The organism is Virgibacillus salarius, from assembly GCF_039521925.1.
Taxonomy (GTDB): Bacteria; Bacillota; Bacilli; order Bacillales; family Amphibacillaceae; genus Virgibacillus; species Virgibacillus salarius.
In genome coordinates this window covers 1-24,033 of the sequence record NZ_BAAACY010000131.1, presented here as the reverse complement: position 1 = coordinate 24,033, position 24,033 = coordinate 1, and the positions used below count along the sequence as shown (strand labels likewise).

General features: G+C 35.6%; 26 protein-coding genes and 1 other annotated feature. Of the genes, 24 read left to right on the top strand and 2 right to left on the bottom strand.

The genetic code is table 11. The annotated features are described in order from the left end of the window. Positions 1 to 243: 243 nt before the first annotated feature. From ABDZ84_RS16455 to ABDZ84_RS16350, 22 genes are all read left to right on the top strand, one after another. Positions 244 to 378, top strand: coding sequence for a hypothetical protein (locus ABDZ84_RS16455; protein ID WP_343782279.1), 135 nt, complete (start codon positions 244 to 246; stop codon positions 376 to 378). A gap of 174 nt (positions 379 to 552) precedes the next feature. Further along, entirely contained in the window at positions 553 to 837 is a 285-nt protein-coding gene (gene yqfC, locus ABDZ84_RS16450; RefSeq protein WP_026681184.1) for a sporulation protein YqfC, read from the top strand. A gap of 11 nt (positions 838 to 848) precedes the next feature. Beyond that, positions 849 to 2,069, top strand: coding sequence for a sporulation protein YqfD (gene yqfD, locus ABDZ84_RS16445; RefSeq protein ID WP_121605271.1), 1,221 nt, complete (start codon positions 849 to 851; stop codon positions 2,067 to 2,069). A 2-nt stretch (positions 2,070 to 2,071) separates the two neighbouring features. Further along, positions 2,072 to 3,031, top strand: a complete 960-nt coding sequence (locus ABDZ84_RS16440; protein ID WP_026681182.1) for a PhoH family protein — start codon at positions 2,072 to 2,074, stop codon at positions 3,029 to 3,031. Positions 3,032 to 3,103: 72 nt separating this feature from the next. Beyond that, entirely contained in the window at positions 3,104 to 5,245 is a 2,142-nt protein-coding gene (locus ABDZ84_RS16435) for an HD family phosphohydrolase (protein ID WP_343782276.1), read from the top strand. After that, entirely contained in the window at positions 5,246 to 5,710 is a 465-nt protein-coding gene (gene ybeY / locus ABDZ84_RS16430; protein WP_026681180.1) for an rRNA maturation RNase YbeY, read from the top strand. After that, on the top strand, positions 5,700 to 6,059 hold the full coding sequence (locus tag ABDZ84_RS16425) for a diacylglycerol kinase family protein (protein WP_051388312.1): 360 nt from the start codon (positions 5,700 to 5,702) through the stop codon (positions 6,057 to 6,059). Before ybeY ends, ABDZ84_RS16425 begins: the two co-directional genes overlap by 11 nt. A 212-nt stretch (positions 6,060 to 6,271) precedes the next feature. Further along, positions 6,272 to 7,174, top strand: coding sequence for a GTPase Era (gene era / locus ABDZ84_RS16420; RefSeq protein ID WP_026681178.1), 903 nt, complete (start codon positions 6,272 to 6,274; stop codon positions 7,172 to 7,174). A 94-nt stretch (positions 7,175 to 7,268) separates the two neighbouring features. Beyond that, positions 7,269 to 7,415, top strand: a complete 147-nt coding sequence (locus tag ABDZ84_RS16415) for a YqzL family protein (protein WP_080668672.1) — start codon at positions 7,269 to 7,271, stop codon at positions 7,413 to 7,415. A gap of 67 nt (positions 7,416 to 7,482) precedes the next feature. Next, positions 7,483 to 8,226 carry a DNA repair protein RecO gene (gene recO / locus ABDZ84_RS16410; RefSeq protein WP_026681177.1) on the top strand — a complete coding sequence of 248 codons (744 nt, stop codon included), beginning with the start codon at positions 7,483 to 7,485 and terminating at the stop codon, positions 8,224 to 8,226. A gap of 50 nt (positions 8,227 to 8,276) precedes the next feature. Then, positions 8,277 to 8,449 (top strand) — a binding site (T-box leader). A 73-nt stretch (positions 8,450 to 8,522) separates the two neighbouring features. Further along, a complete protein-coding gene (gene glyQ / locus ABDZ84_RS16405; RefSeq protein WP_026681176.1) occupies positions 8,523 to 9,401 on the top strand; it encodes a glycine--tRNA ligase subunit alpha in 879 nt (292 codons plus the stop codon). Then, positions 9,402 to 11,474 (top strand): glycine--tRNA ligase subunit beta, encoded by a 2,073-nt coding sequence (gene glyS / locus ABDZ84_RS16400; RefSeq protein ID WP_121605270.1) that lies wholly within the window; start codon positions 9,402 to 9,404, stop codon positions 11,472 to 11,474. A 95-nt stretch (positions 11,475 to 11,569) separates the two neighbouring features. Continuing rightward, a complete protein-coding gene (gene ccpN / locus ABDZ84_RS16395; RefSeq protein WP_026681174.1) occupies positions 11,570 to 12,199 on the top strand; it encodes a transcriptional regulator CcpN in 630 nt (209 codons plus the stop codon). A gap of 26 nt (positions 12,200 to 12,225) precedes the next feature. After that, complete coding sequence (locus ABDZ84_RS16390) at positions 12,226 to 13,029, top strand: pyruvate, water dikinase regulatory protein (protein WP_026681173.1); 804 nt, start codon at positions 12,226 to 12,228, stop codon at positions 13,027 to 13,029. Between the two features lie 461 nt (positions 13,030 to 13,490). Continuing rightward, on the top strand, positions 13,491 to 15,305 hold the full coding sequence (dnaG, locus tag ABDZ84_RS16385) for a DNA primase (RefSeq protein WP_343782270.1): 1,815 nt from the start codon (positions 13,491 to 13,493) through the stop codon (positions 15,303 to 15,305). Between the two features lie 29 nt (positions 15,306 to 15,334). Continuing rightward, entirely contained in the window at positions 15,335 to 16,456 is a 1,122-nt protein-coding gene (rpoD, locus tag ABDZ84_RS16380) for an RNA polymerase sigma factor RpoD (protein ID WP_121605269.1), read from the top strand. A gap of 98 nt (positions 16,457 to 16,554) precedes the next feature. Continuing rightward, positions 16,555 to 17,079, top strand: a complete 525-nt coding sequence (locus tag ABDZ84_RS16375) for a hypothetical protein (RefSeq protein WP_026681171.1) — start codon at positions 16,555 to 16,557, stop codon at positions 17,077 to 17,079. Positions 17,080 to 17,184: 105 nt separating this feature from the next. Continuing rightward, entirely contained in the window at positions 17,185 to 17,562 is a 378-nt protein-coding gene (cccA, locus tag ABDZ84_RS16370) for a cytochrome c550 (protein WP_026681170.1), read from the top strand. Between the two features lie 96 nt (positions 17,563 to 17,658). Further along, on the top strand, positions 17,659 to 18,387 hold the full coding sequence (locus tag ABDZ84_RS16365) for a tRNA (adenine(22)-N(1))-methyltransferase (protein WP_026681169.1): 729 nt from the start codon (positions 17,659 to 17,661) through the stop codon (positions 18,385 to 18,387). Beyond that, complete coding sequence (locus ABDZ84_RS16360; RefSeq protein WP_026681168.1) at positions 18,362 to 19,471, top strand: Nif3-like dinuclear metal center hexameric protein; 1,110 nt, start codon at positions 18,362 to 18,364, stop codon at positions 19,469 to 19,471. Before ABDZ84_RS16365 ends, ABDZ84_RS16360 begins: the two co-directional genes overlap by 26 nt. A gap of 30 nt (positions 19,472 to 19,501) precedes the next feature. Then, on the top strand, positions 19,502 to 20,809 hold the full coding sequence (locus ABDZ84_RS16355) for a DEAD/DEAH box helicase (protein WP_026681167.1): 1,308 nt from the start codon (positions 19,502 to 19,504) through the stop codon (positions 20,807 to 20,809). 23 nt (positions 20,810 to 20,832) lie between these two features. Continuing rightward, complete coding sequence (locus ABDZ84_RS16350) at positions 20,833 to 21,726, top strand: deoxyribonuclease IV (protein ID WP_026681166.1); 894 nt, start codon at positions 20,833 to 20,835, stop codon at positions 21,724 to 21,726. Positions 21,727 to 21,805: 79 nt separating this feature from the next. Here the strand turns inward: ABDZ84_RS16350 and ABDZ84_RS16345 are convergent, their stop codons facing one another. Beyond that, entirely contained in the window at positions 21,806 to 22,090 is a 285-nt protein-coding gene (locus ABDZ84_RS16345) for a DUF2624 domain-containing protein (protein WP_026681165.1), read from the bottom strand. 168 nt (positions 22,091 to 22,258) lie between these two features. Between ABDZ84_RS16345 and ABDZ84_RS16340 the strand changes: the two genes are divergently transcribed. Then, positions 22,259 to 22,633, top strand: a complete 375-nt coding sequence (locus tag ABDZ84_RS16340; RefSeq protein ID WP_026681164.1) for a hypothetical protein — start codon at positions 22,259 to 22,261, stop codon at positions 22,631 to 22,633. A gap of 270 nt (positions 22,634 to 22,903) precedes the next feature. Here ABDZ84_RS16340 and ABDZ84_RS16335 read toward each other — a convergent pair whose 3' ends face one another. Then, positions 22,904 to 23,221, bottom strand: a complete 318-nt coding sequence (locus ABDZ84_RS16335) for a hypothetical protein (RefSeq protein WP_034678965.1) — start codon at positions 23,219 to 23,221, stop codon at positions 22,904 to 22,906. Positions 23,222 to 23,298: 77 nt separating this feature from the next. On the opposite strand from ABDZ84_RS16335, the gene ABDZ84_RS16330 reads away from it, so the two are divergent. Continuing rightward, positions 23,299 to 23,931, top strand: a complete 633-nt coding sequence (locus ABDZ84_RS16330) for an NfeD family protein (RefSeq protein ID WP_026681163.1) — start codon at positions 23,299 to 23,301, stop codon at positions 23,929 to 23,931. Positions 23,932 to 24,033 lie beyond the last annotated feature (102 nt).

Here is a 24,033-nt window from a genome sequence, read left to right as displayed (position 1 = left end):
ATTTATAATGTCAGAATAACGAATAACTTTATGGTTTTTAAAATATCCTGCTTAACTTGACGGCTATGGGGCACGGCCTCAACTAACTTTGCAAAGAAGAACACGTTGCAAAGTGGATTTTCGGCTCGCGCTATTCCCGCAGGAGTCTACGTAATTCGTCTCCGCTATGAGAAGGTGCAACAATTCTTGTCATAAGTAATAGGTTGACTTTTGTTACAATGGGTAAAGTGAAAATCGCTATCCGTGAGTATAAAAGCAGCTGTGTTACTTCATGTTAACGTTGTAGAGCCTGATAATAGCGAAGGCCGCCCACGGAAAGGGAAGTGGGCAGCCGGAGTGGTGGTCAAGCAGCAGCTATTATTCCATAATAGCTACTAAAGGAAGCGTAAATCTGAGCATTTAGTGATACGGACTGAGCGAATTTTGCTCAGTTTTTCTAGTGTGTTGCGATCTTTTATCATGACAACCTGATATAAACGGAGGATTTTATGATGTAGTTGTTCTTAACTAATGATTATTTTCATAAATATGTATGAGAGAGGGGGCTGCATTGTGAAGAAATGGCATCAAGGTATCCTACCGTGGTTAACAAAATATTTTGCACTTCCTTCAGATGTAGTACTTGAACTACCTAGGATTACAGTTATTGGTCAACTACATGTATACATTGAGAACCATAAAGGATTGGCAACATATTCTGATACGGAACTTAAATTAAAGGCAAACAAAGGATATATTCAAATTACGGGATCATCATTCGTACTAAAAATGATGCTACCCGAGGAAATATTGCTAGAAGGAACTATTCGAGATATTAAATTCATTTCAGATCATTAAAGGAGGAGGACATGAAGCATATACAAGAATCCGTAGTAACTGGTTATGTTACCATCTCAGTTATTGGTAAAAGGCCTGAACTTTTCTTTCAACAATGTACAAGTTCTGGAATACGTGTCTGGAATGTAAGAAAGACTGAAAGTGATGTATGTGAGGGCAATATAAAGTTAAGCGATATTAAACAAGTAAAACAATTAAGAAGCAGAACAGTTTATAAAATTAGATTTACGAATAGAAAAGGTTACCCATTCTTCATTCGACGTTTCTTACGTAAAAAAGAATTATTACTAGGATTTATATGTAGTGTGTTACTTATTCTATTTCTCTCCAATATTCTCTGGGAGGTTAAGATAACTGGTGTTCCAAAAGATATTGAGGAAAAGATCAGTAAGCAATTAGAACAATATGGAATACATGCTGGTACGTGGATATTTTCATTGGATTCGCCAAAAGAAATACAACAACAATTATTAGATGACGTACCTGAGTTATTATGGGTAGGTATAAACCAAAAAGGGACAACCTTTTTCTTAGAAGGTGTCGAAAAAGTAGTAGTGAAAGAAGAAGAAAACCCAGGTCCTCGAAATCTAGTTGCTTCGAAAAAAGGAATTATAAAGAAAATGTATGTGTCAAGTGGTGTACCAAAAGTGCAGGTGAATGACTATGTCCATCCGGGGGATATTCTTGTTTCTGGGAAGATGAGTGACAAAAGTACAGAAGAGGATGATGCAAAGAAGGAAGAGAAAAAGGTCGATTATGTCGCAGCTGATGGAGAAATCACAGCAACTACTTGGTATGAAGTAAAAGTGACAGTTCCATTAAACGCAAGTTCAGAGCAGCTTACTGGAAATAAAGAGAAGAAGTTTTATTTAGGTTTTGGCAACTTTCAATTACCAATCTGGGGTTTTAAAACACCTGAATACACGTATGATCAACGTGAAATAACAGAAAATCCGATTCGTTTTTTAAAATGGGAGTTACCTGTTAAAATGATTGAAACTTTAATCAGCGAAAAAACGTATAAAAAAGAGGAAAGGACGAAAAACCAAGCCATTAAAACAGGGATTAAACAAGCTAAAGAAGAGTTAAGATTACAGTTGGGACCAGAGGCACAAATACTGTCAGAAAAAGTTTTGCATGAATCTGTAGAGCGTGGTAAAGTTAAACTAAACTTATATATGAGTGTAGAAGAGAATATTGTCGAAACACAACCTTTACGTCAAGGAGATTAAGTATGCCAGAAAACCTTACAGAAATTGATTTACAACTAACAAGTCCAAATGAAGCTTTAGGATTATTTGGCACTAACGATAAATTTCTTATTCAGTTGGAGGAACTTCTTAATATTTCTATCGTAACAAGGGGAGAGCAGGTTCTTGTTTCTGGAGATCAACAATCTGTTTCCCTTGCTCAAGACATTTTATTAACCATGTTATCGGTTATACGTAAAGGCTTAAAAATAGCCGAAAGAGATGTAGTCTATGCTGTAGATCTAGCACAAAAAGGGAAGTTGAATCAATTCGAAACGCTCTTTGAAGATGAGATTACTAAAAATGCGAAGGGCAAGGCTATTCGCGTGAAAACTTTGGGACAGAGAAGTTACATTTCAGCCATTAAAGCAAATGATCTTGTTTTCGGCATTGGGCCAGCAGGGACAGGAAAAACCTATTTAGCAGTAGTTATGGCAGTTCATGCTTTAAAAAATGGATTGGTGAAAAAGATTATTCTTACTAGACCTGCTGTTGAAGCAGGAGAGAGCTTAGGCTTCTTACCAGGTGATTTAAAAGAGAAGGTAGATCCATATTTAAGACCTTTATATGATGCCTTGCATGATGTATTGGGGGCTGAGCATACAATTAGACTGATTGAGCGCGAGACTATTGAAATAGCTCCATTAGCCTATATGAGGGGAAGAACATTGGATGATGCTTTTGTTATTTTAGACGAGGCTCAAAATACGACGCCTGAACAAATGAAAATGTTTTTAACCCGCTTAGGATTTGGTTCAAAAATGGTAATCACTGGAGATATTACACAAATTGACTTGCCCAAAGGTGTTCAATCTGGATTATTTACAGCTAGTAAGCTGCTAAATGGTGTAAAAGGAATAGGGTTTGTATATTTAGAACAGACAGATGTAGTAAGACACCCATTAGTTCAGCGAATTATCAATGCGTACGAAAAAGATAAGTAAATGATTGGATAGGTAAGACCCCTTTACTGGGTCTTATTTCTGTATTTTCCTAGTTAAAGGAGGGGGAAGCACTTGTTTAAGAATCGTTTTAAGTTCGATGATAACTGGTTAATTATACGATACAATAAATGGTTCATGATTATAATAGCAGCTATTTTATTAGGTTTATTTATTTTTGCGTTAACGATTAAAAACGTACATACAGAAACATATGATATTGAAAGATTTAGTAGAGCTAAAGAAACAATTCGTTCACCCGTAACTATTGAAAATGAACAAGAGACAGAACGTAAAACAAGAGAGACTGTTCAAGCGGTAGAAGATAGATATAATATTAATCAAGAAATTACGAAAGAGCGCATTGCTTATACAAATGAGATATTTGATGCAATTTCTAAGATTGAGGAAGAATCAAAAAAGGAAGATAGTAAAGATGATAGTCATAAGCAGCCACTGTCGAATCAGGAGAAAGTTCAACGCTTGAAACAGATATTATCTCCTGAAATTACAGAGCGAGTAAGTGATAATTCGCTTTCTCAATTAGTAGAAATTCCTAAGGAAGAACGTAATAAGGGAAGAAAGTTATTTGTTGAGTCATTAACAAAGGTAATGAATAACGGAGTTCGGACGGAGAATACGCAAAGCGCGATCACATCCATAAAACAGAATATAAAGTATACGGAGTTAGACGCGGATCTTAAAGACGTTTTAACAAAATTAAGTGAGTTCGCTGTTGTTGAGAACTCATTCTTTGATGTAGATAAAACATCTACTGCTAGAAAGGAAGCGGCAAGTAGCGTAGAGCCAGTAGTTATTAGGGCAGGGGAAATTATTGTTCGAGAGGAACAAATTATAACAAATGAAATATATGAGAAGTTAAAACTTGTTGGTGTGCTTGATAAAGAGAGGAATTTATTCCCTGGCATTGGATTGGCGTTATTAATTTTGTTACTTTGTACGATTGTCGTACATGAAATGAATTGGGTTGCGAAAAACTATCGTTTAGATCGAGGTAAAATCATCTCGATACTATTAATAAGTGTAATCGTCATCGCTTTAATGAAAATTGTTAGCATGTTTACGACGCAAGTGAACCAGCTGTTTTATGTAATGCCAATTGCAACAGGTTCATTACTACTCAAACAATTGATTCATGAACGTACTGCCATTGTTTTTAGTGGATTGTATGCGATATTAGGTAGTGTTATTTTTAATAGCCAAATACCTGGATCCTTAAATGTAGAGGCTGGTATATATTTCTTTCTATCTCAATTAGCAGCAGTTTTTTTTCTTATGAATGTCAAGGATCGTCTAGCTATATTAAAAGCTGGTATTGGGATGGGTATTGTAAATATAATGATTGTAGTACTATTTATATTTCTATCATTTGAAAAATATGTCTTAACAGATATATTTATTCAATCGTCTTTTGCTGCGGCATCTGCCTTTTTATCGGCAGTTCTTACGATGGGCTTATTACCATTTTTTGAGACATCATTGGGAATATTATCAGACATAAAGCTATTACAGCTTTCAAGTCCCAATCATCCGCTTTTGAAGAAGCTTTTAACGGAAGCACCGGGAACATATCATCATTCCATCATGGTTGCTAATCTAAGTGAAACAGCGTGCGAGGCAATTGGCGCTAATGGGTTACTAGCTAGAGTTGGAGCATATTATCATGATCTTGGGAAGACAGTACGCCCGCATTATTTTATTGAAAATCAATTGGCAATAAAAAATCCTCATGATGTTATCGCACCGGAGGAGAGCGCGGAGATCATCATTAGTCATCCATACGATGGTGCACAGATGTTAAAACAACATCGTTTACCAAAGGAGATTATAGATATAGCGAAACAACATCACGGTACATCCCTGTTAACATACTTTTATTATAAAGCAAAAGATGCAGGGAAGCAGGTAACAGAAGAGCAGTTTCGTTATCCAGGTCCAAAACCACAGACAAAAGAAGCTGCAATTATTAGTATTTGTGATTCAGTAGAAGCAGCAGTTCGCTCATTAAAAGAGCCAACAGAAGAAAAAATAGAAGAAATAGTAGCGTCTATAATAAATAATAAAATGACAGATGGTCAGCTTGATGAATGTCCACTTACGTTAAAGGAACTTCATACAATCCAACGTATAACGTGCAATACCTTGAAAGGAATTTTTCACTCTCGTATTCAATATCCGGTAAAGGAGGCAAAATAGATGTATATTGATTTTCATGATCAGACAAATTCTGTTCCAAGTGATTATATTGATATGATACAGCGGTTAATTACCTACGCAGCTAAAAAAGAAGGCGTTAGTCAAGAAGCGGAGCTTTCCATTAATTTTGTAAGTAATAAAGAAATTCAAGAAATAAATCGTAATTACCGGCAAAAAAATGTACCAACAGATGTAATATCTTTTGCCATGCAGGAGGCTGGAGAAGGCGAAATAGATATTATCGATGAGGACCTTCCGTTATTACTTGGTGATATTGTTATTTCGATCGACAAAGCAAGAGAGCAAGCTGATGAGTATAACCATTCCCTTGAAAGAGAATTAGGCTTCTTGTCCGTTCATGGCTTTCTTCACCTGTTAGGCTATGATCATATGACTAAACAGGATGAAAAAAACATGTTTGCCAAACAAGATCTCATACTAGGTGAGTTTGGAATTGAAAGATAATAAGAAATCGATAGGCTTCTCTTATGCCTGGAACGGAATAATGCATGTTATTAAGCATGAACGCAATTTTCGACTGCATCTCGTTTCTGCATCTCTTGTTATAGTAGCAGGCTTTATTTGTCGGCTTTCTTCGTTCGAATGGATGTTCATACTTTTAGCTATAGGCTTGGTGTTAACTGCTGAATTGATAAATAGTGCAATGGAAAGTATGATGGATTATCTGAAACCCGATATCCATCCAATTGCTAAGCAAATAAAGGATATGGCTGCTGGTGCCGTTCTTATTTCTGCTATTACAGCTGCAGGAATAGGATTGATTATTTTTGCACCAAAATTAGTATTATTTTAGAGAGTCGCGTGGCTCTCTTTTTTTTATTTGTTTCCATTCTCATAGCTCATCCAGACTTCCGTTTCTGTTAAGGTAAAAATTTTGTCTGGAGATATGCAGGATTATATAGAACAACCAAAAGTTTTTAAAGCTTTTGTCGATTACATGAAACTAGAGCCAATTTGTAGTATGATATGAATAAAACATATTGAATACGTCGCGGAGGCAACAGCATGGAGAATAAATTTAAATCTGGATTTATAGCAATTATTGGTAGACCAAATGTAGGGAAATCCACATTTATGAATAGGGTAATAGGCCAAAAAATCGCCATTATGAGTGATAAACCACAAACTACTAGAAACAAGATCCAAGGAGTTTTAACACAACAAGACGCACAAATGATATTTATTGATACACCAGGTATTCATAAACCAAAACATCGATTAGGAGATTTTATGGTTCAAACGGCAGAGAATACGTTAAATGAAGTGGATGCTGTCTTATTTATGATTAATGCGAGTGAAGGCTATGGAAAAGGTGATCAATACATCCTAGATCGTTTACAGAAAATAAAAAGGCCAGTATATTTGATCATAAATAAGATTGATCTTGTTCATCCAGATGACCTGTTTCCTTTAATTGATCAATATAAGGAGAAGCTTGATTTTTCTGAAATTATTCCGATCTCAGCATTGCAAGGAAACAATGTTGATCATATGCTAAACGTATTGAAAGAGCATTTACCTGAAGGTCCACAGTATTATCCAGAAGATCAAGTTACAGATCATCCTGAACGGTTTATCATTGGCGAATTAATTAGAGAGAAAGTATTACAATTGACCAGAGAAGAGGTTCCACATTCCATCGCCGTTATGTTAGAAAATATAGAGAAAAGAGATTCTGACTCCATATTTATACAGGCTACAATTGTGACTGAAAGAAAGACACAAAAGGGTATATTAATTGGCAAGCAAGGGAATATGTTAAAAAATATCGGAAAATCGGCTCGACAAGATATAGAAGCGTTATTAGGATCTAAGGTGTATTTAGAGCTGTGGGTAAAGGTTAAAAAAGATTGGCGAAACAAACAAAGTCAGCTTCATGAATACGGTTTTCGAAGTGATGAATATTAAACATGGTAAATTTTTATACTAATTGTTTTGAGTTTAGTGGTCATTCTAATTAATAAGTTACATTTTCAAACATTAAAGAAAGGTGGGGTTTCTTGTGATCGAATTTACGTGGAAAGTATTCAGTCAAACGGGAAACATTGAAACCTATTTATTAATGAAAGAGATGGAAAATGAACAGTATCCAGATGATCGAGCTCAGCATGATGAACAAACGGTTACTCCATTAGATACCAATTTATAAAGTAATTTTATGAAGAAAATCGTAGGGTCAAGCTATTCCCTTTGTTAGGTAAGAAAGGTGAAGCTACGTGTTGGAAAAAATAAAAGGACTTGTTTTAAAAACACAGGATTATGGGGAAACACATAAAATAGTTACGATATATAGTAAAAAGATAGGGAAGTTTTCTGCAATTGCGAGAGGTGCAAAGAAAACCAAAAGTAGAATGGCTGCAGTTACGCAGCCATTCATTTATGCGGAGTTTTTTGTTTATATTCAAACTGGGTTGAGCACGATTCAACAAGGAGAAATCATACACTCTTTTCGATCGATACGTGAGGATATTATAAAAACAGCATATGCTGCGTATATTGTGGAATTAACAGACAAATTATCAGACGACAAGGATCCTGATACATTTATCTTTGAACAGCTTTTTGAGACAATGAAATGGATAGAAAAGAATGATGATGTAAATATACCAACAATGATGTATGAATTAAAGCTTTACGGTAAAGGTGGTTTTGCGCCTACATTAGATCGTTGCAGTAATTGTGGTGGTAACACACCACCTTTTGTATTTTCGATTGCGGAGGGCGGGATATTATGTCACCATTGTAGAAGTATGGACCGCGAGGCAATTCAATTATCGGAATTGTTAGCAAAGCTATTACGTATATTCGCAACGGTTAATTTACAGCGAGTTGGAAATATTTCTGTAAAAAAGGAAAATCAACAATTATTGCGCCAACTATTAGATGCATATTATGATTATTATGGAGGGTATTATATCAAATCAAAGAAATTTTTGAAGCAGATTGATTTATTAAAATAAGTTGACATGAACCAGTAATGTAGCGTATTATTTGTACATAAATTATAATAAGTATTGCTGTGATGAAGAGGAGTACTTTTTGTATTTATGTAAAGCGAATCCAGAATAGTGAAAGCTGGATCATAAAGCAAATTGGAAGGGCGCTTCTGAGCGATTATAATAAAGTGGCTCATTTTCGTGATGAGCAAATAGGGTGGAACCGCGGCCTATCCCCGTCCCTATGTCTAATAAAAAAGACATAGGGACGGGGATTTTGTCTTTTACTTAACTAATATCAAGATGGAGGATATGTGAAGATGAATATTCAGGAAATGATATTAACATTACAAAAGCATTGGTCTGAACAAAACTGTATTATTATGCAAGCTTATGATGTTGAAAAAGGTGCAGGTACCATGTCGCCAATGACACTGCTGCGTAGTCTCGGTCCTGAACCATGGAATGTTGCTTATGTAGAACCGTCAAGAAGACCTGCGGACGGTCGTTATGGGGATAACCCAAATCGACTTTATCAGCATCATCAATTTCAAGTAATCATGAAGCCTTCTCCAAACAATGTTCAAGAGCTATATCTTGAATCTTTAAAGAAACTAGGAATTAATCCTCTAGAACATGATATTCGTTTCGTGGAGGATAATTGGGAGAATCCAACACTTGGAGCAGCTGGATTGGGTTGGGAAGTTTGGTTAGATGGCATGGAAATTACTCAATTCACTTATTTTCAACAGATCGGTGGTTTAGAAGCAAACCCAGTGGCTGTTGAGCTTACCTATGGTATAGAGCGGTTAGCATCCTATATTCAAGATGAAGAAAATGTGTTCGATTTAGAATGGACATCTGGTGTTACTGTAAGGGATATCTTTTATCAACCAGAATATGAGCATTCTAAATATACTTTTGAGGCATCTAATACGGAAATGTTATTTGATCTATTTACTAAGTATGAAAAGGAAGCAAAGGAGACAATGGAAAAAGGCTTAGTTTTTCCAGCATATGATTATGTATTAAAATGCTCGCATACATTTAATTTATTGGATGCAAAAGGTGTTATCTCTGTAACAGAGCGAACTGGCTATATAGGTAGAATCCGTAATCTAGCTAGAAATATTGCAAAAGCATATGTAGAAGAAAGAGAAAGACTTGGTTTTCCTATGCTGAAAAAGGAGGAACAGTAAATGGCAAAAAATGCTTTATTCGAAATAGGTGTGGAGGAACTTCCGGCTCGGTTTGTTGACGATGCAGAGTTACAGCTTAAAGAAAAAACCGAATCCTGGCTACAAGAATTACGCATTACATTTGAAAGTGTTGTTTCCTATTCTACTCCTAGACGTCTTGCTGTACTAATTAAAGGCATAGCGGAAGAGCAAACAACAATAGAAGAGGAAGTAAAAGGACCAGCTGAAAAGATTGCAAAAGCTGCAGACGGTAATTGGTCAAAAGCTGCAATTGGCTTTACAAAAGGTCAGGGGAAAACTGTAGACGACATTTATAGTAAAGAAATTAACGGTACAAACTATATTTTTGTAGAAAAGCATATTGAAGGTAAGCAAACCATTACACTATTACCTGAATTTCACAAAATTGTTGAATCCATTACATTCGGGAAAAACATGCGTTGGGGTACACAATCTATGAGATATGCGCGTCCCATTCGTTGGCTTGTGGCTTTACTTGGCGGCACGGTGATCCCTTTTGAGGTTGCTGGTGTGAAAAGTGGTAAAACAACTTACGGGCATCGGTTTCTTGGTGATAAAATTGATTTGAATAATCCTTTGAACTATGAGGATACGTTATTGGATCAATTTGTAATTGTTAATCCAAAACGGCGTGAAGATTTAATTTTAGAGGGGATTCATACGTTAGAGAAAAGTCATAGTATTCAAATACCGGTGGATAAACAATTACTTGATGAGGTGCGTAATTTAGTTGAATACCCACAAGCTTTTCTGGGCGCTTATGAAAAACAATTTTTGAAACTCCCAGAAGAAGTATTAATTACTTCCATGAAAGAGCATCAGCGTTATTTTCCAGTAAAATCAAATACAGGTGAGCTACTTCCTTACTTTGTCGGGATTAGAAATGGAAATGACGATGCATTAAATACCGTAATAAAAGGAAATGAGAAGGTACTACGTGCTCGTTTGTCCGATGCCGAGTTCTTCTATAATGAGGATTTAAAGCATTCTATAGATTTTTATAATGAAAAATTAAATCGAGTTGTCTTTCAGGAAAAACTAGGAACAATTACAGACAAAGTGAAACGTGTTGTCGTAATAGCAAACCATATTTCAGATCTACTGCACATAGAAGAAAAGGAAAATATTCTGCGAGCTGCATCGATCTGTAAATTTGACCTTTCAACAAATATGGTAAATGAGTTTACAGAATTACAAGGGGTAATTGGTGAAAAGTACGCTCAATATTTTGGTGAAACTAGGACTGTAGCACAAGCGGTGCGTGAACACTACTTACCTAAGCAGGCAAATGGTGAATTACCGAATACTATAGAGGGTTCGATTATTAGCATTGCCGATAAATTAGATACGGTGGCTGGTTGTATTGGTGTTGGACTAATTCCTTCTGGTTCACAGGATCCATATGGCTTACGTCGTCAAGCAACGGGCATTTTACGTATTATAGAAGCTAATAAGTGGAATATTCCTATGGAAACATTAATAAATCTTGCACTGGAAGTGATGGAACAATCACACATACAAATATTGGATAAGGATAAAGCATTTAGTAACCTTCATGATTTCTTGACGAATCGAGCAGCATATTTATTTAAAGAAGAATCTATTGAACAAGATATAATTCAAGCGATACTTCACAAAGAAATAGGTGTGTATACGTATGCATTAGCAAAGGCACATAACTTATCAAATAAAAGGTTAGACGCTTCGTTTAAGACGATTCAAGAAGCACTTGTACGCGTATTAAACTTAGCTCAAAAAGCTAATTCTAATCATATAGATACAAATTTATTTGATACGGAATCGGAAAAGGCATTGTATAAAGAATTTTGCTCGATAGAGCAGTCTTACCAACAATCAGAACGTGATGCAGAACGGGATTTATTGTTATTAGGTCAACTAGCAGAACCAATTCACAATTTCTTTGATCATAATATGGTAATGGATGATAATGAAAGGATTCGTAATAATCGCTTAGCACTATTAGCAAGTATCGCTTCACTTATACAGAAATATGCGGACTTAACTAAAGTAGAATGGAAACAAAGCTTTTAATCCATAAACGCGTGCGAGACAATTCTCTTTTCTCTATTTTTAGTCTATAATATGAAGAAATAGTATAAGTCACATGGTTTTTAGGTGGTGAAGGGATGGAATTATCGAGTAGGCAGGAAGAAATTATTGAAATTGTCAAGGAGAATGGTCCAATAACGGGTGAAAATATAGCTGAACGATTAAATTTAACTAGAGCAACGCTACGCCCAGACTTGGCCATTTTGACCATGGCAGGATTTCTTGATGCGCGTCCTCGTGTTGGGTACTTTTTCACAGGAAAGACCGGAAGTGAACTACTTACGGAACAAATTAAAAAATTTAAAGTATATGAGTATCAACATGTTCCGATTGTTGTGAAAGAAAGTGTATCGGTATACGATGCCATATCTACTATGTTTCTAGAGGATGTTGGAACACTCTTTGTAGTTGATGATAAAGCTTGCTTAACGGGAGTATTATCGCGAAAAGATTTATTACGTGCAAGTATTGGCAAACAGGATTTAAACGCCGTACCGGTTCATATAATTATGACAAGAATGCCAAACATTACGGTGTGCAGAAAAGAAGATTTACTTTTAGATGTAGCCCAAAATTTGATTAATAAGCAAATAGATGGTATTCCGGTTGTAAAGGATACGGCTTCCGGTTTAGAGGTGGTAGGAAGAATAACAAAGACGACTATTACGAAGGCTTTCGTAGAATTAATTACAGATGAACATATTTAGCTACGTTTGTGGGAAGGAGTAGATGAATGAGCATGCAGCCTATTGTCTATGTTCTATCTGATTCGGTTGGTGAAACAGCTGAGTTAGTTATTAAAGCAGGTTTAAGTCAGTTTAATAATGGGGATTATAAGATACAACGGATTCCATATGTGGAAGATAAGGATACAATTGATGAAGTACTTCAAATTGCTAAAGAAAATAATGGGCTAATTGGCTTCACCCTTGTCGATCCAATTCTAAGAAACTATGTAAATGAACGATCAAAGCAACTAAATTTAGAAGCAATCGATATTATGGGACCGATGTTAAAAGCAATGGAAAGAGTATTTGAACGAACACCCCGGTTTGAAGCTGGATTAGTCCATAAATTAGATGAAGACTACTTTAAACGTGTAGAAGCCATTGAATTTGCTGTGAAATATGATGATGGTCGTGACACCAGGGGAATATCACGTGCAGATATCATACTAATCGGTGTTTCTCGGACATCGAAAACGCCACTTTCTCAATTTCTAGCCCACAAACGCTTGAAAGTGGCTAATGTTCCCATTGTTCCTGAGGTGGATCCGCCTGAAGAGTTGTTTGATGTCGATCCTGCTAAGTGTATTGGTTTGCGTATTAGTCCTGAGAAACTTAATGAAATCCGGAAAGAAAGATTAAAGGCATTAGGCCTTGGCGATCAAGCTACTTACGCAAATATGGAACGGATTTATAAAGAATTAGACTATTTTGATAAAGTGGTTAATAAGATTGGATGTAATGTAATTGATGTTTCTAACAAGGCCGTAGAAGAAACGGCTAATAGTATCATGCAGATTATTCAAAACTAGTAAGTGGCCAATCTAATCGAATAGAAAAACATTCTATATGAATATGTAGAATGTTTTTTCACGGTTAGGAAGAAAAACTACTGGGAATAATATAAAACTAGAGACGATTTGATAGCATTTTTTGTGAAAGTATATTATAATGTCTCTTTGTGTAATGATATAGCATACAGAAGATATATTTCTATCATTGTTATTTAATAAACCTTACATTTTAAGAAGGAATTTAAGTGACAAATGTAGAAGTATGTATACTGTGAGCTTGTGTTATTGAATGAATGTCTTTGCTTTTTGAATTTTTGTGACCTGCTTTTTATATAAATGAAGTAAATCAGCTTTTAGATATCCTTCACAGATTATTTTTATAAAAAGAAGGAATTTTTTTCGGTATTTCAAAAAAATATTGTCGAAAAATGAAGGATTTTTTTAATGAAAGACGAATATTAACTTAGCATGGTGATTTTATGTCCAATCAAATTCCTGAACATGTAATTGAAGAAATTCGTAAAGCAAATGATATTGTAGACATTATCGGGGAATATATTCAATTAAAAAAACAAGGTAGAAACTATTTTGGTCTTTGTCCGTTTCATGGAGAGAAAACACCTTCCTTTTCTGTTACACAGGAAAAGCAAATTTTCCACTGTTTTGGATGTGGAAAAGGTGGCAATGTGATAACATTTCTAATGGAAATGGAAAACTATTCATTTTATGAAGCATTACAATTTTTGGCGGATAGAAGTGGAATTCAATTACCAGAAACAAACAAATCAGTAAGCACTTTGTCACAAGAGACCCAAGATATACTATCTGCACACGAATGGTTAACTAAGCTTTATCATCATTTGTTGCGATTTACAAAAGATGGTAAGGAAGGCTATAGCTATTTAAAGAATCGGGGTGTCAATGATGAGGCTATTGATGAATTTCAACTTGGATTTGCTCCTAATGTAAAGAATTTTACAGCTGAATTCCTTCATAAAAAAGGATATCATCAGCAGTTACTGGTCAAAGCTGGTTTAATTACCCAACAGGATGACAATCAAGTAAGTGACCGTTTTAGAGGAAGAGTTATTTTTCCAATCCGGAATCATTTAGGGAAGACGGTTGCTTTTGGTGGTCGAGCTCTTGGAGATCAGAAGCCTAAGTATATGAATAGCCCTGAAAGTGAATTATTTCATAAAGGGAAGATTCTTTATAATTTTGACTTAGCCAAAAAGCATATTCGAAAAAAAAATGCAGCCATTTTATTTGAAGGGCAAATGGACATAATTGCTGCATATCAGGCGGGTATCAAAAATGTAATAGCTACACTTGGTACAGCATTGACGGAGTATCAAGCAAAACTTTTGAACCGCTATGTAGATACAGTTGTTATTTGTTATGATGGGGATCGTGCAGGGTTAGATGCTGCTTATAAAGCAGCCGTTTTATTACGCGATGTCGGTTGTGAAGTAAAAATAGCACATCTACAACATAATATGGACCCTGACAATTTTATTGAGAAGTATGGTGGAGAAAAATTTGAAAATGAGGTTATTAAAGCAAGTGATACCTTTATAAGCTTTTATATGCGGTATTTAATGAAAGATTATAATATGAATAATGAAGGAGATCGACTTCATTATATAGAAGAAGTATTAAAACAACTTGCTATGATTGATAGCTCAATTGAACGGGAATATTATCTAAAAGAGTTAAGTAATGAATATAATATATCGATGGATACCCTGTCAAATGAAATTTCAGGCTACCGAGAAAAGTTTGGGTCAAATAAGGATAATCGTCAGAAGAACAGATATACTACTAGTAGTAGAGAATGGAATGTTCGGAAATCCAAATTATTACCAGCTTTCCATAATGCAGAAAGACATCTTCTATCATATATGCTCCAAGATGTCGTCATAACTGATAAGGTTCAAACAGAAATAGGAGCAGGCTTTAATATAGATTCCCATAAGATTATCGCTACTTATTTATATGCTTTTTACGAAGAAGGAAATGACCCAGATGTTAGCTTGTTTTTAGAGAAAATCACTGAACCAAAGCTTCAGCAAGAGATTACTGAAATAGCTATGATCCCGTTACAGGATGATATTAGTGATAAGGAAATAAATGATTACATTCGAATAATACAAACAAAAAAAAGTGATATGGATGCGATAAAAACGCTTAAAGATCAACAAAAGCGAGCAGAACAACAACAGGATCCAATAAAAGCTGCACAAATAGCAATGCAGATTATTGAAATAAATAAGCAGTCAAAAAATATGAATTGAATTTACGTAGTCTGGAAGGAGGGGGACTCATGGCCGATAACAAGCCTTCACAAACAAAAGAAAATGAACCTGAACTAACATTAGAACAAGCTAAAGATCAGCTGTTAGAAATGGGTAAAAAGCGCGGTGTACTTGCTTACGAAGAGATAGCTGATCGTCTATCTAATTTTGTTATAGAATCAGACCAAATGGATGAATTTTATGAGTACCTAGGAGAACAAGGTGTCGAGGTAATTGGAGAATCGGAAGAAGATCCTAATATGCAACAAATTGCAAAAGAAGAAGAATTTAATTTAAATGATCTAAGTGTCCCGCTTGGTATCAAAATAAATGACCCTGTTCGTATGTACCTTAAAGAAATAGGTCGAGTTGATTTATTATCTGCAGCAGAAGAAATCGATCTTGCTACTCGTATTGAGAAAGGTGATGAGGAGGCTAAGCGAAGACTTGCTGAAGCAAACCTTCGACTAGTCGTAAGTATTGCGAAACGGTATGTAGGAAGAGGAATGCTATTTCTCGATCTAATCCAAGAAGGTAACATGGGATTAATTAAAGCAGTCGAAAAATTTGATTACCGAAAAGGTTTTAAATTTAGTACGTATGCTACTTGGTGGATTCGTCAAGCAATAACTCGTGCAATTGCGGATCAAGCAAGAACAATTCGAATACCAGTTCATATGGTAGAGACAATTAATAAATTGATTCGCGTACAAAGACAATTGCTTCAAGATTTAGGTAGAGAGCCCACACCAGAAGAAATTGGAGAAGAAATGGAGCTTTCTCCTGACAAGGTACGTGATATATTAAAAATCGCGCAAGAGCCTGTTTCGTTGGAAACACCTATAGGTGAAGAAGATGATTCCCATTTAGGGGATTTCATTGAAGACCAAGAGGCTGTCTCTCCTTCAGATCATGCTGCATATGAACTTTTAAAGGAACAATTAGAGGATGTTTTAGATACACTGACAGATCGTGAAGAAAATGTGCTACGTTTGCGCTTCGGTCTAGATGATGGGCGAACAAGAACCTTAGAAGAAGTTGGAAAAGTGTTTGGTGTGACACGGGAAAGAATTCGTCAAATAGAAGCTAAGGCACTTCGTAAGTTAAGACATCCGAGTAGAAGCAAACGATTAAAGGACTTTCTTGATTAATAAATGTTTTGTCATTGGACAACAATGTTGTCCAATGACTTTTCCTATTCAAGTACTACAAGACTAATATAGTGATGTCGATATCGGAGTGACCGATTTTGGAAGAACGAAAACAAATTATTATGGATGAAATTCATTATTGGAAGCAGCATAAAATGCTGCCAGTCGTTTATTGCGACTTTCTGTTAGCACTATATTCAAATGGTGACGAGCAAATAGAGCCTTCAGTTATAGGCCAAAATCGATTTATCGATACCATTCAAACATTACTTCTGTCGATGATGATACCGTTTTCATTGCTTGTTATTTATTTTACGCAATTTCAAATTATTTTGCAACTGAGTATGTTAATTCTTTTTTTGGGTTATTCTATTTGGATGTACGTTTACTTGAAACCTAAATGGACGTTAAAGTATCATTTAGCCTTAATGAATAGTCTCTTGATAGCATTATTTATATCTGTTTTAGTTAGTAAAGCTTACCTGCATGATTTCGGATTGATAATTATCGTTTTTATAAATTTCCTGTTTTGGGTTGTAATAGGTTTCTATAAAAAGATAAATTATTTACTTATTACTGGTATTTTAGCTCTAGTATTTACATGTATTTATATAGTTTTATAAAATTTTCACACCTAAACTCTTTAAAGAAATCGCTTTTTCAAGTAAAATAAATATAGTCTTTTACAGCGAATAAGAATTATGGGGATTACATAAGGAGGAAACGCAATGAAAAGAAACCCGGTTATCCCATATGCACTAATTGCTCTTGTCGGGATACTTGCCGTAATAGTTATTGCATTTATTGGATTAGATCAACGTAAAGACATTCAACAAGCCGAAGAAGGCGGCGGAGAACAAGCTGAAGAGGCACAAGAGGGCGAAACTACTGATGATCCTGAAGCTATTTTTGAAACAAACTGTGCTAGCTGTCACGGTGCCGATTTATCAGGTGGAATGGGGCCTGATCTGACTAAAGTTGGAAGTGAATTGTCACAAGAGGAAATACAAAATGTGATAAAAAATGGTCAGGGACAAATGCCTCCTGGAATGGCTACAGATGCTGAAGCAGAGGTTTTAGCAAAGTGGCTGGCTGAGAAAAAGTAATAGAAAAACAATGATATACGTAAAAAGCGAAGCTTTCTGCTGTTAAACAGAAAGCTTTTCTTTTTAACCGATAAAACGAATGAAAGTGGCGATACGATGACGCAGTTTAATATATCGAAACGATTAAAACGAGTAGCCTCGTTTCTTCCAAAGCGTGCATACTTTGCAGATATCGGTTCAGATCACGCTTATTTACCGTGCTTTGTATGTCAAAAAGATAAAACAGCCAAAGCAATAGCTGGCGAGGTAAACGAAGGCCCCTTTCAAAGTGCGAAAGATACGGTTAGACACTTTGAACTTGGTGATAGGGTGGATGTACGTCTAGGCAATGGCTTGGAAGTATTAGAAGCAAAAGAAGCAAAGCAGATTGTAATAGCTGGGATGGGTGGAACATTAATAACAACTATTTTAAATGAAGGAAAAGCAAAACTTGAATATACTGAGCAAATCATTGCACAACCAAATGTGGATGCACGCTCAGTTAGAGAATGGCTAATAAACAATGGTTATGGTATAGCCGATGAGGATTTAATCGAGGAAAATGATCATTTCTATGAAATTATATCTGCTACCCGATCATCGAATGATACTTCGATACATGATAAACTGGATACAAAGCAGCTTTTATTTGGACCAATTCTTTTGCAGAAGAAACCGGAAGCATTTTATCGAAAATGGAGGTTTGAGGCAAATAAGCTAGAACGGATTATTAAACAAATGAAGTTAGCTAAAGATAGTAATAATCGTAAAAAAATTAGTTTGTTTGAAAAAGAAAAAGACTGGATGGAGGAGGTCACTAATGAAACAACAGATCATGATGAATGATGTTTTTAAAATAATAGAAGATCTAGCACCTAAGTCTTTAGCTTATGAGTGGGATAATGTTGGCCTACAGATAGGATCTGCGAATAAACCAGTAAAAAAAATAATGATAACATTAGACGTGCTAGAGCGCGTTGTAGATGAAGCGATAGAAAAGGATGTCAATTTAATTATTGCGCATCATCCTTTATTATTTAAGCCGTTAAAACAAGTTAACTACGATTCCCCTTCTGGACGTATCTTACAAAAACTAATTAAATATGATATTACCGTTTACGCTGCACATACAAATTTAGACGTTGCCAGCGGTGGAGTTAATGATACGTTATGCAGTGTGCTTGATTTACAATCGCGTAGGGTACTACTTGATGAAAAAGCCAAAAAATTACTTAAACTCGCTATTTATGTACCCAATACACATGAAGAACAAGTTAGAGAAGCTATTTCAGAAGCTGGTGCTGGACATATCGGCGAGTATAGCCACTGTACATTTAAAACACAAGGACAAGGAACGTTCAAGCCTTTAGACGGAACAAATCCATTCATTGGTACAAAAGGGAAACTAGAATATGTTGACGAAGTAAAACTAGAAACGATTGTTCCAGAAGGGATATTGTCAGCTGTTTTAAAAGAAATGGAAAAGGCACATCCTTATGAAGAAGTAGCCTATGATATTTTTCCATTAGAAAATGAGGGTGACAGGATTGGTATTGGTCGTATTGGGGAATTAGATCGTACGATGACGTTAGAGGAATTTTGTAAGATGATAAAAGTAAAATTAGAGGTATCTCAGCTCCGAGTAACTGGAGATTTATCAAAACCAGTAAAGACAGTGGCAGTGCTTGGAGGTAGTGGTGAAAAATACATTCATCAAGCCAAGAAAAAAGGAGCTGATGTTTATATCACTGGTGATATGACTTTTCATACTGCGCAGGATGCATGGCAAATGGGCTTAGCAGTGATTGATCCAGGACATTATATGGAAAAAGTCATGAAGCAATCTGTAAAAGCGTACCTAGAGGAAAAACTGCATGACGTTAATATTATTCTATCCAACACGAATACAGACCCATTTCAGTTTATCTAAATTTGGAATGGTTAAAGGAGTACGTTAGAAATGAGCAAACAATTTCAAGAATTTAAATTTAGTCCAATTATGGAACAGGTTATTAATAAATTAAAGTTTAAAGTCCCTACGGAAATTCAACAACAGGTTATTCCTAAAGTGCTTCAAGGAAATAGTGTGGTTGGACAATCGCGTACTGGCTCAGGAAAGTCGCACGCTTTTTTACTTCCATTACTAAATGGGTTGCAGGAAGAGAAAAAGGAGGTGCAGATGGTAATTACTGCGCCTACTAGAGAATTGGCTACACAGCTTTATGAAGAAGTAAGGAAGATAATTCATTATGCAGAGAAGGAAAATGTATGGACAGCTAAGCTGCTTGTAGGTGGTACGGATAAGCAAAAAATGATGGAAAAATTGAAAGAACCACCTCATATTGTAGTCGGGACACCTGGCCGAATTCTTGATCTGGTAAAAGAAGAGGCTCTTTCCATCTATTCAGCAACATCCTTTGTTATTGATGAAGCAGATCTGATGCTTGATTTAGGATTTATTCATGAAGTAGACCAGCTATTAATCCGATGCCATCCAAGGATCCAGTTACTGGTCTTTTCTGCGACTATTCCTCAACGATTACAGCATTTTTTCAAAAAGTATTTGGATAATCCAGTGTATGTGAAAATTGAGGATGATTTTTCCCCAGAAACCATGGAGCATCGATTAATTTATTTGAAGCATCGGGACGAAGCATCGATTATCCATGAAATTTCTAAAACCATCCATCCGTATTTGGCAATTATATTTACGAATGGAAAAGAAAAAGCAAATGACTTAGCTGCGGCACTACAAGAAAAAGGCTTGGCTGTCGGGCTTATTCATGGTGGTCTACCTCCAAGGGAGAGAAAGCGTGTATTAAAGGAAATTCAAAATCTAAGATATCAGTATATTGTCGCTACGGATCTGGCTTCAAGAGGGATTGACATAAAAGGAGTTAGTCATGTTATCAATGCACAGCTACCTAAAGAAGAAGAATTTTATGTTCATCGGGTTGGAAGAACAGCAAGAGCAGGATTGGAAGGAACTGCAATCAGTATTTATACAGAAGAAGATCTCAAACTTATCGATAAATTAGAACAGAAGGGCCTACCCTTTACGTACATGGATGTTCGAGATGGTGAATGGCATGAAGCGAAGTCTTGGAATCAACGTTCGTTACGAACCAAAAGTTCAACGGAAGTAGATAAGCAAGCATGGAGAAGAGTTAAAAAGTCGAAGAAAGTCAAACCGGGCTATAAGAAAAAAATGAAAAAGCAACAAGAAACCATTAAAAAACAATTGACTAAGAAGAAATATAAAAAGTAGGATTTTGTAAAGAGGTGTAAGGGATGTTGAAAATAGGATCACACGTATCGATGAGTGGTAAGAAAATGTTATTAGGCTCTTCTGAAGAAGCTGCCTCCTATGGTGCTAATACGTTTATGATTTATACCGGTGCTCCTCAAAATACGCGAAGGAAACCAATTGAGGAATTAAATATTGCTGCGGGTAAAGACCATATGGATCATCATGGTATGAAAGATATTGTAGTACATGCTCCATACATCATCAATATTGGAAATTCTGTCAAGAATGAAACGTTTGATTTAGGCGTGAATTTCCTTAGGAATGAAATGGAGCGAACAGAAGCGTTAGGAGCCAAACAGATAGTATTACATCCAGGTGCACATGTTGGTGCAGGTGCAGAGGTGGGAATTAAACAAATCATTAAAGGGTTGAACGAAGTACTTAACAACAATCAAGAGGTACAAATAGCTTTGGAAACTATGGCAGGAAAAGGTTCGGAAGTTGGGAGAACATTTGATGAATTAGCCAAAATAATTGATGGTGTTACCCATAATGAGAAGCTTTCAATATGCATGGATACATGTCATATTCATGATGGTGGTTACGATGTTGTTCATGATTTTGATGGTGTTCTAAACGAGTTTGATAAGATTATTGGAATTGACCGAATAAAGGTAGTACATGTAAATGACAGTAAAAATCCAGTAGGAGCTCATAAAGACCGTCATGAAAACATTGGCTTCGGACATATCGGTTTCGATGCATTGTTGCATGTCATTAAACACCCCCAATTAGAACAATTACCAAAAATTTTAGAGACTCCATATGTGGGTGAAGATAAAAAGAATAAGAAAGCACCATACAAATTTGAAATTGACATGATAAGAGCGGGTAAATTTGATGAAGGATTAAAAGACAAGCTCCTCCAATCTTGAAGTTGTTGTTATAAATGAAGCCATTAGCGTGTTTGCAGAAAAAGTAAAAGAGTAAGGAATAGTACGAAAGTATTATTCCTTACTCAAATAAATGACCGAGCCCGTAAGATTTAATTAATTCATTAAATAACTTTTGGGCTTTTTTTGCAGTTGCTTGATCCGTAATAAGAGCTAGATCTCGAAGCATCTTTTCTCTTCCATGTGAAGAAAATGGATCTACATTATTTTTCTTCAAATACGTAATAATTTGCTGAGCTTCATTATTTGATAATGAAAAACCATATTGATTACTATAATGAAGTAATTCCGGAGCTGTTAATTGTGCTAACTTCCTACGAATCATTTCTTTTATAAAATTGGACATTTTAAAAATACTCCCCTTTTTATATACTCTTTTACTGTATGCGCAAAAATAAAAAAATCAACTTGTCTCCCATAAATTCTCCCTTCCATTAAATAACACCATTAATTTATGTGAAATTCCATATCCTAAAGATGCACCTCATTATTTAGAAAAAGGAGGTCTCGGACTATGGATCAGTATCCAAATAATGGAATGAAGGATGTAGAAAGAGCTCCGAATTATGGTGAGCAGAGAAAAAATGAAGATTTCGTTGGAATTGAACCTGACAGTTCTAGAGACGAAGAATTTGCTGCAGAAATGACTGCAGATGATTACGATCCAGATGTTACAGATAATGATACGGATATAAATTCAACATTCGGTTGGGTTGGGATCGCATTATCCGTTATTTCGTTCTTTATTTGGCCGGTAATTTTTGGCGCTGCCGGTATCATTCTCGGGTTCATGTCGAGAAGTCGTGGAGCGGATACATTAGGGAATATTGCCATTGCAGGTGGGGCAATCTCTATCTTAATTACCCTTTTTGTATTACCGTTTGTGTAGACAAAGGGCTATCTCAGCCCTTTCAGGCTGTCGAGAAAGTATCTCGGCAGCCCATCTTTATTTAGAATATAGCTCTTCTTATCCGCTGTATTTTATAGTAGGAGATTGGAGTAAATTGTTCGAAACGCAAGCAAGGGTGAGTTATTGTCGCTTATTCAGAAAAACGTACTAGTTGCATTCGTAATATTGACAGGAAAGACTTGCAAAAAAGCACAGGAGATTCTCTAGAAGAGAAAAGCGTTATTTCGGCTCCTTGACTTTTATTATGTTTTAATCGTAAATGGGAAAGTAATAAAAATTCCCAATTTCAAGTTGATATGGATCTGTCTTTGGATTAATAACTTGAAAATCAATTAAAACTTTTTCAATATTCAACCTATTTAACTGATGTTTATTTATTTCTTCAACTATACTTAGAACAGTATCCCCTGTTTGGACTTTTATCGGTGTGACATGGTAATCTGTATGTAACACTTCAGATTCTTTTTCTTGGAACGGTGTTGTCTGTACATTTGAAATATCCTTATAAACGCTTGAAAGAAACAAGAAAATAATAAACCAAATGGCTGCTTTTTTTAGGAAATTCATCAGATCTACTCCTTATTATGAAACAAATCATTGCTGTTTTACGTATATACGTACTATAGGAGAGAGGGGGAGTTTTTTTGAGTGTTTTTGATTTGGAATGGATTGGAATCATTATTACTGGTTTTGCTACCTTGTTTTTAATTGGCGAAGTGCTTGTTAATATGCGTGGAATTTTTGCGTTATTAGGTATAGGTTTTATTACGGTATATTTTGGTGCCTATGTTGAAACAGGCTCGTTCATTATTATGCTTATTATTTATTTTGTAGGATTATTACTTATCATTATTGATGGAAAATTATTAAATGATGGAACACTTGCTACGATTGGATTAGCTTGTATGTTAACAGCAGTAGCGTTGCCTGCGCCTAATTTAGCTTCTGGTTTATATGCTGTGCTTGGTGTACTGCTAGGTGGCGGAGCTTCATTCTTTTTCTTAAAGGTATTTAAAAGAAGAGATATGTGGAATAAATTAACCTTAACAGATCAGCTTACGAAGGAAGCAGGCTATAATTCCATGAATCAAAGCTATGAACAACTTTTAAATAAAGTGGGAGTAACACTAAATGATTTACGACCGGTAGGAACGATTCGCATTGAACAAAAGGACTATAGTGCTGTGTCAAATGGTCAGTGGATTAGTAAAGATACAAAAGTAAAAGTAGTTCAAGTCGACGGAACGAAAATTTTAGTTGAAATAATAAATGGTTAGTTGCTGAACGTGAAGATAATCGACAAGATTTTGGGGCTGGGACAAAACCCAGTAACTGAAAAAAGTGGTACGCCAATTTAGGGCGTATCACTTTTTTTACTT

What these genes read in the sequence shown, in the direction of transcription:
- yqfD (WP_121605271.1), top strand. Translation starts at nt 849, where the DNA reads ATGAAGCATATACAAGAATCCGTAGTAACTGGTTATGTTACCATCTCA.
- ABDZ84_RS16440 (WP_026681182.1), top strand. Translation starts at nt 2,072, where the DNA reads ATGCCAGAAAACCTTACAGAAATTGATTTACAACTAACAAGTCCAAAT.
- ybeY (WP_026681180.1), top strand. Translation starts at nt 5,246, where the DNA reads ATGTATATTGATTTTCATGATCAGACAAATTCTGTTCCAAGTGATTAT.
- era (WP_026681178.1), top strand. Translation starts at nt 6,272, where the DNA reads ATGGAGAATAAATTTAAATCTGGATTTATAGCAATTATTGGTAGACCA.
- glyQ (WP_026681176.1), top strand. Translation starts at nt 8,523, where the DNA reads ATGAATATTCAGGAAATGATATTAACATTACAAAAGCATTGGTCTGAA.
- glyS (WP_121605270.1), top strand. Translation starts at nt 9,402, where the DNA reads ATGGCAAAAAATGCTTTATTCGAAATAGGTGTGGAGGAACTTCCGGCT.
- ccpN (WP_026681174.1), top strand. Translation starts at nt 11,570, where the DNA reads ATGGAATTATCGAGTAGGCAGGAAGAAATTATTGAAATTGTCAAGGAG.
- ABDZ84_RS16390 (WP_026681173.1), top strand. Translation starts at nt 12,226, where the DNA reads ATGAGCATGCAGCCTATTGTCTATGTTCTATCTGATTCGGTTGGTGAA.
- dnaG (WP_343782270.1), top strand. Translation starts at nt 13,491, where the DNA reads ATGTCCAATCAAATTCCTGAACATGTAATTGAAGAAATTCGTAAAGCA.
- rpoD (WP_121605269.1), top strand. Translation starts at nt 15,335, where the DNA reads ATGGCCGATAACAAGCCTTCACAAACAAAAGAAAATGAACCTGAACTA.
- cccA (WP_026681170.1), top strand. Translation starts at nt 17,185, where the DNA reads ATGAAAAGAAACCCGGTTATCCCATATGCACTAATTGCTCTTGTCGGG.
- ABDZ84_RS16365 (WP_026681169.1), top strand. Translation starts at nt 17,659, where the DNA reads ATGACGCAGTTTAATATATCGAAACGATTAAAACGAGTAGCCTCGTTT.
- ABDZ84_RS16360 (WP_026681168.1), top strand. Translation starts at nt 18,362, where the DNA reads ATGAAACAACAGATCATGATGAATGATGTTTTTAAAATAATAGAAGAT.
- ABDZ84_RS16355 (WP_026681167.1), top strand. Translation starts at nt 19,502, where the DNA reads ATGAGCAAACAATTTCAAGAATTTAAATTTAGTCCAATTATGGAACAG.
- ABDZ84_RS16350 (WP_026681166.1), top strand. Translation starts at nt 20,833, where the DNA reads ATGTTGAAAATAGGATCACACGTATCGATGAGTGGTAAGAAAATGTTA.
- ABDZ84_RS16345 (WP_026681165.1), bottom strand. Translation starts at nt 22,090, where the DNA reads ATGTCCAATTTTATAAAAGAAATGATTCGTAGGAAGTTAGCACAATTA.
- ABDZ84_RS16340 (WP_026681164.1), top strand. Translation starts at nt 22,259, where the DNA reads ATGGATCAGTATCCAAATAATGGAATGAAGGATGTAGAAAGAGCTCCG.
- ABDZ84_RS16335 (WP_034678965.1), bottom strand. Translation starts at nt 23,221, where the DNA reads ATGAATTTCCTAAAAAAAGCAGCCATTTGGTTTATTATTTTCTTGTTT.